This is a genomic window from Streptomyces sp. YIM 130001, assembly GCF_003574445.1.
Lineage (GTDB): Bacteria > Actinomycetota > Actinomycetes > Streptomycetales > Streptomycetaceae > Streptomyces.
In genome coordinates this window covers 57,567-75,991 of the sequence record NZ_KZ984574.1, presented here as the reverse complement: position 1 = coordinate 75,991, position 18,425 = coordinate 57,567, and the positions used below count along the sequence as shown (strand labels likewise).

Annotated in this window: 15 protein-coding genes and 2 pseudogenes; 13 read left to right on the top strand and 4 right to left on the bottom strand. The window is 70.9% G+C overall.

Features of this window, described 5'->3' with window-relative positions:
* Nucleotides 1-150: 150 nt before the first annotated feature.
* Nucleotides 151-837 (top strand): GntR family transcriptional regulator, encoded by a 687-nt coding sequence (locus tag DSC45_RS33250; protein WP_119295749.1) that lies wholly within the window; start codon nucleotides 151-153, stop codon nucleotides 835-837.
* Nucleotides 838-1,112: 275 nt separating this feature from the next.
* On the opposite strand, the gene DSC45_RS33245 is transcribed toward DSC45_RS33250, so the two are convergent.
* Entirely contained in the window at nucleotides 1,113-1,394 is a 282-nt protein-coding gene (locus tag DSC45_RS33245; RefSeq protein WP_119295748.1) for an HPr family phosphocarrier protein, read from the bottom strand.
* Nucleotides 1,395-1,637: 243 nt separating this feature from the next.
* On the opposite strand from DSC45_RS33245, the gene DSC45_RS33240 reads away from it, so the two are divergent.
* The 5 genes and pseudogenes from DSC45_RS33240 to DSC45_RS33220 all read left to right on the top strand — a co-directional run.
* A complete protein-coding gene (locus DSC45_RS33240; protein WP_119295747.1) occupies nucleotides 1,638-4,487 on the top strand; it encodes a bifunctional acetate--CoA ligase family protein/GNAT family N-acetyltransferase in 2,850 nt (949 codons plus the stop codon).
* A gap of 118 nt (nucleotides 4,488-4,605) precedes the next feature.
* Nucleotides 4,606-5,193, top strand: a complete 588-nt coding sequence (locus DSC45_RS33235) for a DUF5998 family protein (protein WP_119295746.1) — start codon at nucleotides 4,606-4,608, stop codon at nucleotides 5,191-5,193.
* The gene (locus tag DSC45_RS33230) at nucleotides 5,193-6,386 is read left to right on the top strand and encodes an alkaline phosphatase family protein (RefSeq protein WP_119295745.1); all 1,194 of its coding nucleotides are present in this window, start codon (nucleotides 5,193-5,195) and stop codon (nucleotides 6,384-6,386) included. The genes DSC45_RS33235 and DSC45_RS33230 overlap by 1 nt, the downstream gene beginning before the upstream one ends.
* Nucleotides 6,387-6,455: 69 nt before the next feature.
* Nucleotides 6,456-7,106 carry a thymidine kinase gene (locus tag DSC45_RS33225; RefSeq protein ID WP_119295744.1) on the top strand — a complete coding sequence of 217 codons (651 nt, stop codon included), beginning with the start codon at nucleotides 6,456-6,458 and terminating at the stop codon, nucleotides 7,104-7,106.
* A 17-nt stretch (nucleotides 7,107-7,123) separates the two neighbouring features.
* A pseudogene (locus DSC45_RS33220) lies at nucleotides 7,124-7,387 on the top strand (enoyl-CoA hydratase-related protein); the annotation flags it as partial.
* 81 nt (nucleotides 7,388-7,468) lie between these two features.
* Here the strand turns inward: DSC45_RS33220 and DSC45_RS33215 are convergent.
* A pseudogene (locus DSC45_RS33215) lies at nucleotides 7,469-7,824 on the bottom strand (short-chain fatty acyl-CoA regulator family protein); the annotation flags it as partial.
* Between the two features lie 503 nt (nucleotides 7,825-8,327).
* Here DSC45_RS33215 and DSC45_RS33210 point away from each other — a divergent pair.
* The 6 genes from DSC45_RS33210 (at nucleotide 8,328) to adhE (ending at nucleotide 15,503) form a co-directional block, all read left to right on the top strand.
* On the top strand, nucleotides 8,328-9,335 hold the full coding sequence (locus tag DSC45_RS33210; RefSeq protein WP_119295743.1) for a hypothetical protein: 1,008 nt from the start codon (nucleotides 8,328-8,330) through the stop codon (nucleotides 9,333-9,335).
* Nucleotides 9,336-9,547: 212 nt separating this feature from the next.
* Nucleotides 9,548-10,024, top strand: a complete 477-nt coding sequence (locus DSC45_RS33205) for a class F sortase (protein WP_346426697.1) — start codon at nucleotides 9,548-9,550, stop codon at nucleotides 10,022-10,024.
* A 39-nt stretch (nucleotides 10,025-10,063) separates the two neighbouring features.
* Nucleotides 10,064-10,570, top strand: a complete 507-nt coding sequence (locus DSC45_RS33200) for a hypothetical protein (protein WP_162929416.1) — start codon at nucleotides 10,064-10,066, stop codon at nucleotides 10,568-10,570.
* Nucleotides 10,571-10,687: 117 nt separating this feature from the next.
* The gene (locus tag DSC45_RS33195; protein ID WP_276145486.1) at nucleotides 10,688-11,392 is read left to right on the top strand and encodes a response regulator transcription factor; all 705 of its coding nucleotides are present in this window, start codon (nucleotides 10,688-10,690) and stop codon (nucleotides 11,390-11,392) included.
* Nucleotides 11,393-11,447: 55 nt separating this feature from the next.
* A complete protein-coding gene (locus tag DSC45_RS33190) occupies nucleotides 11,448-12,776 on the top strand; it encodes a sensor histidine kinase (RefSeq protein ID WP_119295740.1) in 1,329 nt (442 codons plus the stop codon).
* Between the two features lie 102 nt (nucleotides 12,777-12,878).
* On the top strand, nucleotides 12,879-15,503 hold the full coding sequence (adhE, locus tag DSC45_RS33185; RefSeq protein WP_205571486.1) for a bifunctional acetaldehyde-CoA/alcohol dehydrogenase: 2,625 nt from the start codon (nucleotides 12,879-12,881) through the stop codon (nucleotides 15,501-15,503).
* Nucleotides 15,504-15,659: 156 nt separating this feature from the next.
* Here the strand turns inward: adhE and DSC45_RS33180 are convergent, their stop codons facing one another.
* Nucleotides 15,660-16,490: a helix-turn-helix transcriptional regulator gene (locus tag DSC45_RS33180; RefSeq protein WP_119295738.1), complete on the bottom strand. Its 831-nt coding sequence runs from the start codon at nucleotides 16,488-16,490 to the stop codon at nucleotides 15,660-15,662.
* A 128-nt stretch (nucleotides 16,491-16,618) separates the two neighbouring features.
* Between DSC45_RS33180 and DSC45_RS33175 the strand changes: the two genes are divergently transcribed.
* Nucleotides 16,619-17,473: an NAD-dependent epimerase/dehydratase family protein gene (locus tag DSC45_RS33175; protein ID WP_119295737.1), complete on the top strand. Its 855-nt coding sequence runs from the start codon at nucleotides 16,619-16,621 to the stop codon at nucleotides 17,471-17,473.
* A 147-nt stretch (nucleotides 17,474-17,620) separates the two neighbouring features.
* Here the strand turns inward: DSC45_RS33175 and DSC45_RS33170 are convergent, their stop codons facing one another.
* Nucleotides 17,621-18,331 carry a DUF2470 domain-containing protein gene (locus DSC45_RS33170; RefSeq protein ID WP_119295736.1) on the bottom strand — a complete coding sequence of 237 codons (711 nt, stop codon included), beginning with the start codon at nucleotides 18,329-18,331 and terminating at the stop codon, nucleotides 17,621-17,623.
* Between the last annotated feature and the right edge of the window lie 94 nt (nucleotides 18,332-18,425).

Here is an 18,425-nt window from a genome sequence, read left to right as displayed (position 1 = left end):
CCCCCCCGCCGGGGCCTTCGGCGTTCCCGCGGCCAGAAGAATTCCACGAATTTCGCTCTGCCGTCGGAAATCCGGGCGTGCTGGAATAGAGTCACTGCATGAACGGCGAAGCAGCGGTGTTTCGCGGAGATTCGAGGCGGTGGTCAGGTCATGCGCATTCCCGCGCATTCGGTATGCACGGCCATCCGGGACGACATCGTCTCCGGTGTGTACGAGCGCGGCAGCCGGCTCACCGAGGAACTGCTCGCCCGCAGGTACGGCGTCTCGCGGGTGCCGGTGCGCGAAGCGCTGCGCACCCTGGAGGCCGAGGGATTCGTCGTGACCCGCAGGCACGTGGGTGCCCAGGTCGCCGAGCCCACGGCACGGGAGGCGGCCGACCTGCTCGAGGTGCGCGTCCTGCTGGAGCCGCTGGCCGCGGCCCGCGCGGCCCAGCGCCGCACCCAGGCGCACCTGAAGGTGCTGCGCGGCCTGGTCAGACTGGGGCAGGAGCGCGCCAGGGCGGGGCAGAGCGACGACCTGGCATCACTCGGCAACTGGTTCCACGAGACGCTCGTCCAGGCCTCCGGCAGTCAGGGCCTGACCTCGCTGCTCACCCAGCTCCACCACAAGGTCACCTGGATGTACGGAGCGACGTCGACGGCCAGGCCGGTGGAGACCTGGGCCGAGCACGGCGCGATCGTCGACGCGGTGGCGCGGGGGGACGCCGAGCGCGCCAGGTCCCTGACCGCCCTGCACGCCGAGCACGCCGCGGCGGGCCGGCGGCCACGTGCCGTCGCCGCCAACGGCACGGTGAGGCCCTCGCAACACGGCGTAAACACCCCGAGCGTCCGTAATTAACACGCGCCCCGTATACAAGGAGAAAGAATTCGTCCGGGGTGCCGGCGGTCGAGAAAGTCGGCAGCTGAAATTCCGTGCGGTCTCGTCGACCTTTTCTGCTGGACGGCGGGTATTTCTTGGTGCCCGTTTCCCGTAATTCCTCACAAGGGGAAAGTCAGGCGCCCGCCTGCGTCCGTACGGGTGCGTCCTGCCGCGTCCGGCACCTTCGCGAGCGCCCCGGGAACGCGACGGCGCCCGGGGCGTGAACCCCGGGCGCCGTCGGAACGAGCAGACCCTCAGACGGTCTCGGGAAGCTCGTCGAGACCCTCGGAGACCAGCTTGGCCAGACGGTCCAGAGCACTGTCGGCGCCCTCGGCGTCCGAGGCCAGCACGATCTCCTCGCCACCCTGGGCGCCCAGGCCCAGGACGGCCAGCATGGAGGCGGCGTTGACCGGGTCGCCACCGGCCTTGGAGATGGTCACGGGGACGCCGGAGGCCGTGGCCGCACGGACGAAGATGGAAGCGGGGCGGGCGTGGAGACCCTCGGCCCAGCCGACGTTGACGCGGCGCTCAGCCATGTGATGCTGCCCTTCAGGTGACTCACAGTTGTCTAGACCAGTCTCTCATGCCGTCGGAGATGCTCGGACGGGGTGCCGTCCCGGCGAACGGCCGGACCAACACCCCGGCTCGGACGCCGCCGGATGCTCCCCCAGACTGCAACGCGCCGGGCGTTGCCGCCACCTCCGCCCCCACGTCGGACGTATCCGGCGACTTCCCGCCGCAGCCCGGGCCGACGGGCCCTCGACCCGTACGCTGGCGTCATGCAGACCTCGTCCGAGCACGCGGCGTATCCCGACCACTGGGAGGCCGACGTGGTGCTGCGCGACGGCGGCACCGCACGGATCAGGCCGATCACGGCCGACGACGCCGAACGCCTGGTCAGCTTCTACGAGCAGGTGTCCGACGAGTCGAAGTACTACCGGTTCTTCGCGCCGTACCCCCGGCTGTCCGACAAGGACGTGCACCGCTTCACCCATCACGACTACGTGGACCGGGTGGGCCTCGCGGTCACCGTGGGCGGCGAGTTCATCGCGACGGTGCGCTACGACCGCATCGACGACCGCGGCATGCCCGCCACCGAACCGGCCGACGAGGCCGAGGTCGCCTTCCTCGTACAGGACGCGCACCAGGGGCGCGGTGTCGCCTCCGCGCTGCTCGAGCACATCGCCGCGGTCGCCCGCGAGCGCGGCATCCGGCGCTTCGCCGCCGAGGTGCTGCCCGCCAACTCCAAGATGATCAAGGTGTTCACGGACGCCGGCTACCAGCAGAAGCGGAGCTTCGAGGACGGTGTCGTGCGCCTCGAGTTCGGCCTCGAACCCACCGAGGCCTCGCTCGCCGTGCAGCGCGGCCGCGAACAGCGTGCCGAGGCCCGCTCGGTGCAACGGCTGCTCACCCCGGACTCGGTGGTCGTCATCGGCGCGGGCCGCAGCTCGGGCGGCGTGGGCCGCGCGGTGCTCCACAACCTGCTCGACGCGGGTTTCACCGGCCGCATCCACGCCGTCAACGCGTCCCTGGACGCACCCGCCGAGATCGGCGGCGTGCCCGCGTTCCGCACGGTGGAGGACATCGGGGAGCCCGTCGACCTCGCCGTGATCGCGGTCCCGGCCGAACGCGTCCCCGAGGCCGTCGCCGAATGCGGCGAGTCGGGGGTACGCGGACTGGTCGTACTCTCCGCCGGCTACGCCGAGTCCGGCCCCGAAGGCCGCGAGCGGCAGCGGGAGTTGGTCCGCCAGGCCCGCTCGTACGGCATGCGCCTGTTCGGACCCAACGCCTTCGGCGTGATCAACACCGCGTCCGCCGTGCGCCTCAACGCCTCGCTCGCCCCGACCATGCCGCTCGCGGGCCGCACCGGACTGTTCACCCAGTCCGGCGCCATCGGCATCGCGCTGCTGTCCGCACTGCACCGCCGCGGCGCAGGCCTGTCCACCTTTGTCAGCGCGGGCAACCGGGCCGACGTCTCGGGCAACGACGTGATGCAGTTCTGGCACGACGACCCGGACACCGACATCGCGCTGATGTACCTCGAGTCCATCGGCAACCCCCGCAAGTTCACCCGGCTCGCCCGCCGCACCGCGGCCGTCAAGCCGGTCGTGGTCGTCAAGGGAGCGCGGCACTCCGGCGCCGCGCCCACCGGGCACACCGTCGCCGCCCCCCGGATCCCGGACGCCACGGTCTCCGCGCTCTTCCGGCAGGCCGGCGTGATCCGCGTGGACACCGTCACCGAACTCGTCGACGCCGGAGTCCTGCTCGCCGACCAGCCGCTGCCCGCCGGGCCCAGGGTCGCCATCCTCGGCAACTCCGAATCACTGGGCGTCCTCACCTACGACGCGTGCCTGGCCGAAGGTCTCAGGCCGCAGCAGCCCCTCGACCTCACCACCTCGGCCACGCCGGACGACTTCCGGGCCGCGCTGGCCGAGGCTCTCTGCGACCCCGGCTGCGATGCGGTCGTGGTCACCGCCATCCCGTGGGTCGACGAGCACAGCGCGGCTCAGCACCCGGAGGGGGAGGTGCTGGCGACGGCCTTGCGCGAGGCCGCCGCCGGCGCCCCGGCCAAGCCGGTCGCGGTCGTCGCGGTGGAACTCGGCGGTCTGGCCGAGGCACTTGCGGCGGCCACGGCTTCCGCTCCGGGGCGCACGGCGCGGCCGGCGGCCGGGGCACCGGCCCCGTCCCCCAGTACGCCGCCCGGCCCGACACCGGATCCCGCCCCGACCGCCGCTGCCACGCCGGCACCGCGCTCCACCGGCCCCATCCCGTCGTACCCCTCCGCCGAGCGTGCCGTCAGCGCGCTCGCCGAATCGGTCAGGTACGCGCACTGGCGGCGCACGGAGGCCGAGCCCGGCCGGGTACCCGAGTACGAGGACATCGACGAACACGGCACCGCGACCCGTATCGAGGAACTGCTCGCCGGCACCGAAGCGCCCCGCGGAGTGGGTCTGGACGCCGACGACGCCGCGGACCTGCTGCGCCGCTACGGCATCCACGTGCACCGCACACTCCCCGCGGACACCGCCGACGCGGCAGTCCGCGCCGCCCACGACCTCGGTTATCCGGTCGCCCTGAAGACGACCGCGCCCCACCTGCGCCACCGCGCCGACCTCGGCGGTGTCCGGCTCGACCTGACGAACGAGGCGCAACTGCGGCTCGCGTACCAGGAACTCACCGACACCCTCGGAAAGCCCGCCGAGCTGCGACCGGTCGTCCAGGCGATGGTGCCGCGCGGCGTCGACACCGTGGTGCGCGCCGTCATCGACCAGGCGGCGGGCCCCGTCCTCTCCTTCGGCCTGGCAGGCGCACCCTCCGAACTGCTCGGCGACACCGCACACCGACTCGTCCCGGTCACCGACCGTGATGCCGCCGGACTGCTGCGCTCGATCCGTACAGCGCCCCTGCTGTTCGGCTGGCGCGGCTCGGCCCCCGTGGACTCCGCGGCCCTGGAAGAACTGCTGCAGCGGGTCTCCCGGCTGGTCGACGACCACCCCGAGGTCGTCGCCGTCTCCCTCGAACCCGTCGTCGTCGCGCCCCGCGGCCTGTCCGTACTGAGCGCGTCCGTACGACTGGCCCCGCCGCCCGCGCGCACCGACGACGGGCCGCGCACGCTCCCGTTCTACTGAGACCCGGCCCCACCGGGCCCGCGGCCCCGGAGCCCGGTCCTCGCGCCCGCACAGCGGCCCCGGTCGCCGGGTTCCGCCGGGGTCACCACTGTCACCGCGCCACCGTAGGATGGGCCCTATGGCGAAGACCGGTACGACGACCCAGGGGCTGCGCACGGCGATCGAGCGCAGCGGCTATTACCCGGCCCTCGTGGCAGAGGCGGTGGAGGCCGCTGTCGGCGGCGAGCCGATCGTGTCGTACCTCGTGCACCAGGAGACCACCTTCGATGCCAACGAGGTGCGGCGGCACGTCACGGTCCTCGTCCTGACCGGCACCCGCTTCATCGTCAGCCACACCGACGAGCAGGCGGCCGACGGCACCTCGCCCTCGTCGTACGCCACCACCTCCACCGAGTCCGTGAAGCTCGGCCGGATCTCGTCCGTGGTGGTCAGCCGCGTCGTCGCCGACCCGGAGAAGTACAAGCCCGGCACCCTGCCCCGTGAGGTGCTCCTGACCATCGGCTGGGGCGCCGTCGCCCGCATCGACCTGGAGCCGGCGGCCTGCGGCGACCCCAACTGCGAGGCGGACCACGGGTACACGGGCAATTCGACCGCCGACGACCTGAGCCTGCGTGTCAGCGAGGCCGGCGACGGCCCGGACACCGTGGGCCAGACGCTGGCCTTCGCGCAGGCCCTGTCCGAGGCGACCGCGGCCACCGCCCGCTGATGGCAGAGCCCGCCTGGCCCGAACCGGAACTGCTCTCCGTCGCCTCCGCCCCCGCCCCCGCATACGGCAGCGGTTCGCTCGCCGATCTGCTGCCGACGCTCGCCGCAGGCATGGGAGTTCCGGACACCACGGCCACCATCGCCGAGCTCGCACCGTCCGACCGCAACTGCGTCTTCCTGATCGACGGCCTCGGCTGGCACCAGCTCCTCGACCACCCCGACGAGGCCCCGTTCCTGAACTCGCTCGTCGCCTCCTCACGAGGCGGCACCGGGAACCCGATCACCGCCGGATTCCCCGCCACCACCGCGACCTCCCTCGCCTCCGTCGGCACCGGCCTGCCGCCCGGCGCGCACGGTCTTCCCGGGTACACGGTGCGCAATCCGGACACCGGCGAGCTGATGAACCAGCTCCGCTGGAACCCGTGGACGCCGCCGCGGGTCTGGCAGCCGTACCCCACCCTGTTCCAGCGAGCGGACGCGGCCGGCGTGCACACCGCGCAGGTCTCCTCGCCCACCTTCCGCGACACCCCGCTCACCAAGGTCGCGCTCAGCGGAGGCAACTTCCACGGACGCCTCTCCGGCGAGGAGCGCATGGACCTCGCGGCGGTTCAACTCGCTGCGGGCGAGAGGTCGTTGGTCTACACGTACTACAGCGAGGTGGACGGCAAGGGGCACCGCTTCGGTGTCGACTCGGACGCCTGGCGCGGCCAGCTGATCCACGTCGACCGCCTCGCCCAGCGGCTCGCCGAGCAACTCCCGCCGCACAGCGCGCTCTACGTCACCGCCGACCACGGCATGATCGACATCCCCTTCGACGAGGAGTCACGTATCGACTTCGACGAGGACTGGGAGCTGAGCGCGGGCGTCGCCCTGCTCGGCGGCGAGGGCCGTGCCCGGCACGTCTACGCGGTGCCCGGGGCGGAGGCCGACGTACTGACGTGCTGGCGCGAGGTGCTCGGCGAGCAGTTCTGGGTGGCCGGCCGCGAGGAGGCCATCGCCGCAGGCTGGTTCGGCCCGCCGGGTGTCTGCGACGAGCGGGTGTACGGCAGGCTGGGCGACGTGATCGCCGCCGCCCGCGACGACGTCCTGATCACCGCCTCCCAACGGGAACCGAAGGAATCCGCCATGGTCGGCAACCACGGCTCCATGACCCCGGCGGAGCAGCTCGTACCCCTGCTCGAGGTCCGCACCTGACTCCGCCGTCCCTGCCCGCCCCGCCCCGCAGCCACCCCCGCCGCCTAGCCGAAAGGCACTCAACTCCCCATGCCCGAGCTGGTCTTCTTCTCCGGAACGATGGACTGCGGGAAGTCGACCTTGGCACTTCAAATTGGTCATAACCGGTCGGCGCGTGGTCTGCAGGGTGTGATCTTCACGCGCGATGACCGGGCGGGGGAGGGGAAGTTGTCCTCGCGGCTGGGGCTGGTGACAGAGGCGGTCGAGGCCGCGCCGGAGATGGATCTGTACGGGTACCTGGTGGGGCGGATGTCGCACGGTGGCCGTGTGGATCACGTGATTGTGGACGAGGCCCAGTTCCTGGATCCGGCGCAGGTGGATCAACTGGCCCGGATCGTGGATGACTTGGGCCTGGACGTCTTCGCCTTCGGCATCACCACCGACTTCCGGACGAAGCTGTTCCCCGGTTCGCAGCGATTGATCGAACTCGCTGACCGGATAGAGACGTTGCAGGTCGAAGCGATGTGTTGGTGTGGTGCGCGGGCGACGCACAACGCTCGTACGGTGGGCGGGGAGATGGTGGTCGAGGGCGCGCAGGTGGTCGTGGGGGATGTGGACCGCTCGCCGGAGGAAATCGGTTACGAGGTGCTGTGCCGCAGCCATCACCGTCGCCGGATGACAAGCGCTTTGGCGCATGCGGCGGCTCTGTCTCCGGACACGTTGCCGGTCGAGACCGACTGAGGTTCGGGCGGGCGACGGAGCAGGCGGGTCTCGTCTCCCGGGTCGTGCCCCCGGGCGAGTTGGTCGGTGAGGCGCCTGCGGTTGCCGGGACTGCGGCGGGCATGTCGCTGCCGCTGGCGATGATGGTGAAGGAGACGGTCGGCCGCGCATTCGAGACCACGCTCGCCGAAGGTGTCCGGTTCGAACGTCGGTTGTTCCACGCGGTGTTCGCCACGGCCGACCAGACGGAGGGAATGGCCGCTTTCCCCGAGAAGGGGGTCCCCTCCTTCCGGCACCGCTGATTCCTTCGGTACGCGAGCGGTCCCGAATCCTTCCGGGGATCGCTCGCGTACCGGCGGTGCGGACGGGAGGAGCCCTGAGCTTCACAGCATGGTGCTCTCCGCCGGGTACGGCGCGGGTGGGCCTGTCGGGGTGACGGCCCACGGTCCTCCTGCCGGTGGGCGGTCCGCTGCGCGAAGGCACGGCGCTCGCGGGATCCGGCAGCCGAGTCCGATCGGTGTGGCTGCGCGCGGGGCGTCGAGGTCGATGCCTGGGTGTGGGCGAGCCGGTGGGGCGTGACGCGGCTCGCAACCGAGGGCGGCGGCCGGGTGGCTCGGCGCGCGGAGCGCGCGGCGCGCGGAGCGCTCGGCGCGCGGAGCGCGAGATTGCCGAAGCCCCCTCGGGTGATGGTGCGCACGACCCGGACGTGCCGCTTGCCGTCGGGCACTGCGGCGACCTGGGGTGCGGTGGGCGTAGACGAAGTCCCTTACCTCGTCGTGCTGTTCGGCCGAAGGCAGCAGGGAGTTCGGCCGGTCCGGGCGGGGGCTCCGAGTGCGGCCGAGAGACGGTCCTCTCCGGCGTCGGAGAGGTACTCACCATTCACGCCGAAGACCCCGCATCTACGCCGAAGACCTCCGCGATGCGCAGCGGTGCTGCCGGCGGCACCGGCACATGGACGCCCACCGTGGTCACTCCTGCCGATCACGGTGGCGTCGAGACGTGAGCGATACACGGCCGAGACGTTTGTCGCGCCCACGCAGGGGCTCCGCGTGTTCCGCCGCCTCCAGACGGTGCTCTGCTCCCGGCAGTGGCCTGCGAACAGCCTCTTGACCTGCGTTTTGATGGTTGTGGCCGAGCTGATGGCTGCGCGATACAGCACAGCGAAGGTACCGAGATCCCAGCTGCCTAGCGTGGTCGGCACAGGCAGCAGGAGCAACTGGCACAAGGATCGGAGCCTTCTTCATGACCGTCACCGCCCCCTCGAACCACCGCCCGACCGGTCGTCGTCGTCTGCGGATCGCGACGCTCGTCGCCGCGACGGGCATGGCAGCCGGCATCGCTGTCCCGGCGTCCGCTCTGGCGCCCGTCGCCTCCCCGGCACAGGCCGTCCGGGCCGCGGCCGACTCGAGCAGGACGTACACCGTGGGGGAGAGCACGGTGCGCCTCGACGCCGAGCGGACGTCCGCCACCGTGACCAACAACGACGGCACGGCGGACATCACCCTCACCCCGAAGAGCCCCGGACCGCGGACCGCGCTCGATGGCTGGACGTACAAGCTGTTCGTCCCGGCCGGGAAGCCGGACGCCAACCCGCCGTACGTCTCGGCCACGTTCACGGACGACTCCGGGGAAGCGCAGCGAAAGAAGCTGTCCTTCCCCGCGAGCGCCGGCAAGAGCGGCACGTCCGAGCAGGACAGGGAAGACAGGCGGACCACGGATGATGAGCGCGAGCAGCACCGGCGCCCCGGCGGTGTGGAGCGCATCCGCCCGTACACGTTCAACGCCGGCGAGAGCGTGGTGCAGCTCGACGCCGAGAAGACTGCGGCGACGGTGACCGACGGCGACGGAACGCGGTCCTTCACCCTCACTCCCGCTGCCGCCGGAGCCCGGAAGTCCGGTGACGGCTGGACGTGGAAGCTGTTCGTTCCGGCCGGAAAGCCGGACGCCAACCCGCCGTACGTATATGCCACCTTCGAGGGCCGGACCATGGCCACGCTGTACTTCACGGCGAACGGCAAGAAGCCGGCCGCAGCCGCCACGTCATCGGGCGCGGACGAAGGCGCCGCCCCGCACAACAACTCTGCCCCGCAGACCAGGGACATACCGCAGGGAAGCGTGGACGCGGGAGCACACGGCGCCGACGGCAGCGGCATCAAGGACGTACAGCTCGCTGCGGGAGGGGGAGCCGCCGCATTCGGTGCCGCGGGACTCGGCTTCGTCGCGCTTCGCCGCCGCGGGGACAGGCGATGACCGGCGACCGGCTCGGCCGCCCGCCCGGGTCCGCCCGTCGTGGGCGGACCCGGCCCGGCAGCACCATCGCCGCGCTTTCGCTGGCCGGGGCACTCGGGGGTGGCTTGATCGCGTGCGGCCCCGGCCTCACCGATGCGAACGAGAGCGTGGACGTGCCCCGCACTGACCGGTCCACTTCCCCTTCCCAGGCCGGCACTTCAGCGAGTGGATCCGTGGCACCGCCGATGGACCGTGCCAAGCCGGTTCGGGTCCGCATACCCGCCGCGCACGTGGACACCGGACCGGTCCTCGACCTCGGTCTGCGCGCGGACGGATCCGTCGAGGTGCCGTCCGTGGAACAGGCGGACCGGATCGGCTGGTACGAGAAGGGGGTCACACCCGGTGAGCGCGGCCCGGCGGTGCTGATCGGGCACTTCGACACGGACCGAGGACCGGCCGTGTTGCGGCAGGCGACGCGATTGAAGGCCGGCAACAGGGTCATCGTGGACCGATCCGACGGGTCGGAAGCGGTCTTCACCGTGCGCCGCACCGAGCAGGTCTCGAAGCGCGAGTTCCCCACCCAGGCGGTCTACGGCGACACGTCCACCTCGCAGTTGCGGGTGATCACCTGCGGTGGTGCCCTGATCGATGGACATCGCCCGGACAACATCGTCGTCTACGCCGACCTGACCTCCTCGCGAACTTCGTGACGCGCACGCATGCTCCCCGACCGGCTCATGAGGATCACAATGCCTGACCCCACCCACCAGGTCCGCCCACAGCGACGGGGGGTGCGCGTCGCGGTCTGTGCAGGCGTCGCGGTCGTCCTCGTCGTCGGCTCGGCGTGGGCGCTGCGTACCGCCCTGTCACCGGACGCGGTGGCGCCCGCCCCCAAGTCGGCAGCCGTCGCCACGGAAATCCCCACGGCTTCCTCCCACCCCCTGCCCGGTGTGCGCGACTGCGGCATCGGCGAACCCGTCACGAAACCCACCACCCTCACTCTCACCTGCGCCGACGCGAGCATGGTCGCCGCCAAGCTCACCTGGCAGACGTACACCCGCGACACGGCGGCGGGTACGGGGCAGGTACAGGTCTCAGGTCAGGGCTCCGGTGGCGCCGGCGGGGTCTATCCAGCGAGATTCGAGCTCCTCAACGTGCGCAATGTGGAGGGCAGGACCGTGTTCACGGGCTTGGACGTCACCTACACCAAGGCCACTCCGTTCGGGGACCGCACCGAGTCCTACAACCTCGCGTGAGGGACGCCCCTCTGCCGTGCACCGTCGCCCCACAGCGGCGATCATGTTCCCACCCGGGCCGCTCGCCGGTACCGCTCTCCCGGACACACAGACTCGCACCCGAGACTGGAGGATCGCGTGACGCCCCCGCTGCGACTGCTACTGGTCGAGGACGACCGGGTGATCAGAGAAGCCACCCGGGTCTCCATGGAGCGGCACGGCTATGAGGTGGACACCGCCGCGGACGGCCTGACCGCCCTGGAGAAGTTCGCCGTGTGCGAGCCGGACGCCGTCGCACTGGACATCATGCTGCCGCATCTGGACGGCATCTCCGTCCTGCGGCGCATCCGGGAGACCAGCACCGTCCCGGTCGTCATGATCTCGGCCCGTGGCGACACCGTCGATGTGGTCAACGGGTTGGAGGCGGGCGCGGACGACTACATCGCCAAGCCCTTCGACAGCCAGATCTTGGTGGCCCGACTACGTGCGGTGATGCGCCGCACCGCGCCGGCGACGACCCCGCAGGCAGCCTCGAGTCCGGCCGTCACTCACGCCGATCCGGCACACGTCTTCGGTGACCTGGTGGTGGACCCGGACGCGGTCGAGGTCCACAAGAACGGCCAGAGGTTGTCCCTCACCCCGACCGAGCTCCGGCTGCTGTTCGAGTTCACGGCCTACCCGGGCCAGGTCTTGAGCCGGCCCACCCTGCTGCGCCACGTATGGGAGAGCGAGTGGCAAGGGGACTCCCGCGTCGTGGACATCCACATTCAACGCTTGCGCGCCAAGATCGGACCGGAGCACATCGAAACCGTCCGCGGCTTCGGCTACCGGCTCACCCGCTGATCGACGAGGACGTACTCTCGCCCGTTGCGCAACCACAGGACGGAAAACGCACCTCATGGGCATCCGCGGCCGGATCGCGCTCACCATCTCCCTGATCACCGCGCTCGCCACCGCCCTGCTCGGCCTGGCCGTCCACGAACTCACCGACCGGGAACGCCAGACCCAAGCGCGCAGCCTGGCCGACGACCGCCTGGCCGCCGCCCTGAAGATCCACCAACAGGGCGGCGTCCTGCCCCCCGACGCCACGACGGACGCGAACGCGATCCCGGCCCGACTCCGACGCGCGGTGGCTGGCGGTGGTGCGGCCACGTACATCGACAAGGACGGAGACGACCCCCGGGCCTGGGCGGCCGCCCAGGCCGGCCGCGACATCCTCACGGTGTCACTGCCCTACGCGAGCGCGTACCAAGCTCAACGCTTTCTCGGCCGCGCCCTCGTCGCAGCAGGCGCGCTGACCACGGTCGTCACCACCGTGCTGGCGGCGGCCGCCGCCCAAGGACTGTCCCGCAGGCTGCGCACCAGTGCCGCCGCCGCACGCCTGATCGCTGCCGGGTACCCTCCCGACGGCCCCGACGGAGCACCCCTGCGCGAAGGGCCACGTCATGACGAGGCCGCCGAACTGGGGCGCGCAGTCCACGACATGGCCGTCGCGCTGGCCGAACGAGTCGCCGGCGAACAACGCTTCACCGCTGACGTCGCACACGAACTGCGCACGCCGGTCGCCGGCCTGGTCGCCGCCTGTGAACTCCTCGACGACAGCTTCGGCGCCGAACTGACCCGCGACCGCGCCCAAGCCCTGCGCCACCTGGTGGAGGACTTGCTGGAGATCTCCCGTCTGGACGCGGGCGTGGAGCACGCCGAACGCGAGTCCGTCCACCTGCCCGACCTCGTCGCCACAGCTGTGGCACGCACCGTTCGCGACCACGATCTCGACAGTGATCACGTGGTCCTGGCGGACACCACGCGCACCGGCGAAAGCGCACGTCCCCGCCGGGAAACGGAGAGCGACGAGGTCCCGGTGGTCCGGACCGACCCGCGCCGACTGGAACGCATCGTGGCCAACCTGCTCGCCAACGCGGCCCGCCACGGGCACCCACCGATCGAAGTCACCACCGACGACCACCGCATCACGATTCGCGATCACGGCCCGGGCTTCCCGGACGATCTGCTCACCCACGGGCCCCGACGCTTCCGCACCGCTGCCCCGGCCCGAGGCACCGGCCACGGCCTCGGCCTGACCATCGCCACCGGGCAGGCCCGCGTGCTCGATGCCCAACTCACCTTCCACAACGCGGTGGACGGCGGCGCGCTGGTCGTACTCGAGCTGCCTCGCGAGACCGATGCTCCCGGGAACCACCCGCCCACCACACCGCGGGAGGACTGAACCGAGGACTGCGAGTCCCCGCACCGGCGGACATGGCGGAGGGCGTCCCCTGCCCTGGCCTCCACCACCCGTTTTGTGCAGAAATGGTGCTACGCTGAGCTTGTGAAAACTTTCACGAACTCTGGAGGTGGCCCCGTGGCAACGGAAGCGGAAACCCACGTCGAAGCGCTCGTCGAAGCAGCCGGCAAGGCGCTTGGGGACTTCGGTTCGCTCGACCAGGCCGAGGTGGACCGCATAGTCGGCCAGGCCTCGCTCGCGGCACTCGCCGCCCACGGGACGCTCGCCGAGCTGGCCGTCGAGGAGACTGGCCGGGGTCTTTTCGAGGACAAGGCGGTCAAGAACCTCTTCGCCTGCGAGCACGTCTCCCACTCGCTGCGCGGCCTGAAGACCGTCGGCGTCATCGGCCATGACGAACTGAACGGCATCACCGAGATAGCCGAGCCGGTCGGTGTCGTCGCCGCTCTCACCCCGGTGACCAACCCCACCTCGACGACGGTCTTCAAGGCGCTCATCGCCCTGAAGACCCGCAACCCCATCGTCTTCGCCTTCCACCCGTCGGCCCAGCGCTCCAGCGCGGAAGCGGCCCGTATCGTCCGCGACGCCGCGATGGACGCCGGCGCCCCCGCGCACTGCGTGCAGTGGATCGAGCACCCCTCCGTCGAAGCCACCGGCGCTCTGATGAACCACGACGGAGTAGCGCTGATCCTCGCCACCGGCGGCAACGCGATGGTCAAGGCCGCGTACTCCTGCGGAAAGCCGGCCCTCGGCGTCGGCGCCGGCAATGTACCCGCCTACGTGACCAGAACCGCGAAGCTGGACCGCGCCATCCACGACGTGGTGCTCTCCAAGGCCTTCGACAACGGCATGATCTGCGCCTCCGAGCAGGCGGTCATCCTCGACACCGAGGTCTACGGACGCGGCATCGCCGAGATGCGCCGACTGCAGACGTACTTCGTCACGGTCGAGGAGAAGGCGCTCCTGGAGGACTTCGTCTTCCCCGGTGGGAAGCTCAACGCCGCGGTCGTCGGCAAACCCGCCTCCTGGATCGCCCAGCAGGCAGGCTTCGGCGTCCCCGACGGCACCCTCGTCCTCGCCGCCGAAGTCGGCTCGGTCGGGCCGCAGGAGCCGCTCACCCGTGAGAAGCTCTCGCCGGTGCTCGCCGTCCTCGAGGCGGCCACGACGAACGAAGGCATCCAACTCGCCGAACGGATGGTGGAGTTGGGCGGACTCGGCCACTCCGCTGCGATCCACACCGAGGACGAGGAGCTGGCCGAGGAGTTCGGCAAGCGGGTCAAGGCGATCCGCGTCATCGTCAATGCCCCGTCCACCTTCGGAGGCATCGGGGACGTCTACAACGCCTTCCTGCCCTCGCTCACCCTCGGCTGCGGGTCGTACGGCCGCAACTCCGTCTCCAGCAACGTCTCCGCGGTGAACCTGCTCAACATCAAGCGGGTGGGCCGGCGGAACACCAACATGCAGTGGTTCAAGGTCCCGCCGCGGATCTACTTCGAGCGGAACTCGCTGCGCTACCTCGGCGAGATGGAGGGCATGCGCAAGGTCACCGTCGTCACGGACAAGGCGATGGGCGAACTCGGAGTCCTGCGCCGAGTCACCGACATCCTGGGCGGCCGCCGAGGGGCCGTCACCGTACAGGTCATCGACGACATCGAGCCGAACCCCGAACTCGGAACCGTCGAGGCCGGTGCCGCCCGCATGCGGGACTTCCAGCCGGACACCATCATCGCGCTCGGCGGCGGCTCACCACTGGACGCCGCCAAGGTCATGTGGCTCCTCTACGAGCACCCCGAGGTCGCGTTCGCGGACACGAAGGAGAAGTTCTTCGACATCCGCAAGCGCACCTACACGTTCCCGAAGCTGGGCGAGAAGGCCAAGCTCGTCGCCGTCCCGACCACTTCCGGGACCGGCTCCGAGGTCACGCCGTTCGCGGTGATCTCCGACCCGGTGGCCGCCCAGAAGTACCCGCTGGCGGATTACGCCCTCACTCCGGACGTGGCCATCGTCGACCCGACACTGACCAAGACCCTGCCCCCGCACGTCACCGCCGACTCGGGCTTCGACGCGCTCACCCACGCCACCGAGGCGTACCTCTCGGTCTACGCCAGCGACTACACCGACGGCCTCTGCCTGCAGGCGATCAAGCTGGTCTTCGGGAACTTGGAGCGCTGCGTGGCCAACGGCGCCGACGACCCCGAGGCGCGCGAGAGGATGCACAACGCCTCGACGGTCGCGGGGATGGCCTTCGCCAACTCCTTCCTGGGGCTCGTGCACGCGATGGCGCACACGCTGGGCAACACCTTCAAGGTCCCCCACGGCCGTACCAACGCCCTGCTCCTGCCGCACGTCATCCGCCACAACGGCACCGTCACCGGCAAGGCCACACCCTGGCCGAAGGCCGAGACCTACCAGGCCGCCGAGCGACTGCAGCAGATCGCGCAGACACTCGGGCTGCCCGCCGCCACCCCCGAGGAGGGGGTCGAGTCCTACGCCGCAGCGGTCGAAGACCTGCGCACGCGGTGCGGGATCCCGGCGTCGTTCGCCGAAGCGGGTGTGGCGGAGGAGGAGTTCCTCTCCGCGCTGCCGCAGCAGATCCGCAACGCCTACGCCGACCAGTGCGCTCCCGCGAACCCGCGGATGCCGATGCTCGGCGACATCGAATCCCTCATGAAGCAGGCCTTCTACGGCACGGAGAAGAAGGCACAGGTCTGACTCGACGCGGTGACCGTCCCCGACGGCTTCTCGCGCGTGCGCGGCCGGGTGAGGTCCGTGGTCCGGCCAGGAGCTTCAGACACAGGTTCTGGCCGGGCGTCCGCACGGAGGCCCGGTCGGCACCGCATTCCCGTGAACGGAGCCGCCGTGCCTCTCCTACAGGCTCGGGGTCAGGTCCTGAAGACCGACGACTTGCAGCAACTCGAGCCGTTCGTACGTCTGCGTGCCGGGCCGGGCCGAGTGCACGACGAGCTGCTGGCTGTGACCGTCACTGAGCAGTACCTCGCAGTCGAGGTCGAGGAGTCCGACCACAGGGTGCAGGAACCGCTTCGGCGACGGACGGCGCACCACGACGTCGTGCTCCGCCCACAGTGCGTCGAACTCCGCCGACTCGGCACGGAGCTCGGCCACGAGGGCGGCCGGGCCCGGGTCGTCGGGGCGGGCCGTGGTCACCGCCCGGAGGCTCGCCACGTGTGCGCGGGAGTGCTGCTCGTGCTTCTCCGGCGGTGCCAGATCCCGTGCCTCTCGCACCAGGAACCAGCGGCGAACGAGGTTCTTCCCGGTGTGGTCCCCGGCCAGGGCCACTGACATCGTGTTCTGGGCGAGCATCTCGCCCCAGTCGCTCATCACCGATGCCGGGAGATCGTGCAGCCGGTCCAGAATCAGCAGCAGTCCGGGGCGGACGTGTTCCGAGGAACTGCCGCGCCGGGGCGGCTCCTCGCCCGCCAGGTGGAACAGGTGATCGCGCTCGACGTCCGTGAGCTGCAGGGCGCGGGCGAGTGCGGTGAGCATCTGCCGCGACGGGTGCGAGCCGCGGCGCTGTTCCAGACGCGTGTAGTAGTCCGTGGACATACCGGCGAGCTGCGCCACCTCCTCGCGGCGCAGGCCCGGGGTGCGGCGTCGCGGGCCTGCTTTCAGACCTACGTCGCCGGGAGTCAGCCGGGTACGGGCGCGGCGCAGGTAGTCGGCGAGTTCCGTTCGGTCCATGTTTCCAGGATCCCTCGCACCCGGCCGGTTATCCAGGGAGCGCCGGTCCCTGGATAACCGCGTCTCTCCCGCCGCCGCAGCCGCTCGTACACGCTGGCAGACATGGCGACGACTACGAGGAGGCAGCCATGCTGACATTGGTGACGGGAGCTACGGGGCAGGTCGGGCGGCGGTTCGTGCCGAGGCTGCTGCAGAGCGCGCCGCCGGGCGACGAGGTGCGGGTCCTGGTCCGGGACGCGGCGCGCGGCGAGCGGTTCGCCGGGCTCGGCGCTCAGGTACTTGTCGGCGATCTGCGCGATGTGGAGGTGCTCGGCAAGGCGACGGCCGGCGTGGACGCGGTGGTGAACGTCGCCGCCGCGTTCCGCGGGGTGCCGGACGAGGAGGCGTGGTCGATCAACCGGGACGCGGCCATCGAGCTCGGTCGGGCCGCGGCGGCCTCCGGAGTGCGGAGGTTCGTACAGGTCAGCACGGGACTCGTGTACGGCGCGGGCCGGGGCCGGGCGATGGTCGAGAGCGACGAGACGGTGCCGGGCACTCACCTCTGGGGAGCCTACCCGGAGTCCAAGTGGGAGGCCGAGCGGGCGCTCGGGGAGTTGGACGGCCTCGACGACCTCCGCATCGGGCGGCTGCCGTTCGTGTACGGCGAGGGGGACCCCCATCTGACCGAGGTGATGAAGTGGGCGCCGAACTGGCCCGCCATGCAGCGCCTGCACATGGGCCATCACGTGGATGTGGCGCAGGGCCTGCGGCGGCTGCTGTACACACCCGGCGCGCAAGGCGTCTACAACATCGCCGACGACGCCCCGGTCACCACCGTCGACCTCTTCCAGTTCCACGATCTGCCGGTGCCGCAGGAGGTGAGTGACCGGGACACCACGGACCCCTGGCACGGCGTGATGTCGACGACCCGCATCCGTCACGAGCTGGGCTACCGCCCGCTGATCCCGTCGGTGTGGACGGCGCGGGACGCGGGGGTGCTGTAAGGATCGGCCACCGGGCCGTCCGGCAGGGCCGCCCTCCCGTCAGGTCCACCGAGATCTCGCTCGCAACCGCCTGACATGGCACCGCGCAGGGGTCTGGTCAGGGAGTGCGCAGACTGTCGGGGAGGGAGTTCACCTCCGCGCTTCGGATCAGGCTCCCAGGTGATTGCGATGGGAGGCGCGGCGGGCGGCAGCGAGCAGTCCGCGGATCCGTGGGCCGGCCTCCTCGGCGCTCCGTACCTGTGTGGCGAAGGGGAGCCGGACGTCCGCGTGCGCCTCGGGGTATTCCAGTCGCAACGTCAGGCCGTACCTGTCCATGGCGAGCGGGATCGCGCGCAGCATGCCTTTCGAGGGGCGGGGTCGGACGAGTCGGACGAGCAGCGGAATGAGTTCGCGGTGGCTGTCCAGGAGGTGGGTCAGCATGACCGACTCGTGGGCCGCCAGGGGGTCCGGCGCCGTGCGACTCAGGTCGTCGAGGGTGACGAAGTGGCGGCCCTCGGCGTCCCGGAGCATGGCCTGCCCGAACTCCATGCAGGTGCCCTCCGGTTCGTCATCCGCGTACGGCTCGCACAGGAGACCTGTGACGGTGAGGCGGGCGCGGATCCGGTCGCGGACCGAGGTGGGTGCGATGTCCGTGAACTCCAGGCGTACCGGCGTGCGGGAGTGTGCTGCCGTGTGCACCGACGGTTCGTCGAGCGGTGGGTGCAGGTGAATGTGCCCCATGGCCCCCGAGTTGTCGAGGCGGTGGACTGCTCGGTGGGTGCCGTCGGTGATGACGGTCATCGACTGCGCGGCGGACAGGATGGAGTGGACGCGTTCGGCGGGGGTCGGTTGCTTGACGCGAGCGGTGAGGGTGCGCATTCCAGTGCTCCAGAGCGTGGAGAGACCCGGGCAGGTAGCTTAGGTATGCCTAACCTAACCTGCCGGAGCTGTCTGGAGGTAGGGGGGGCGGCCC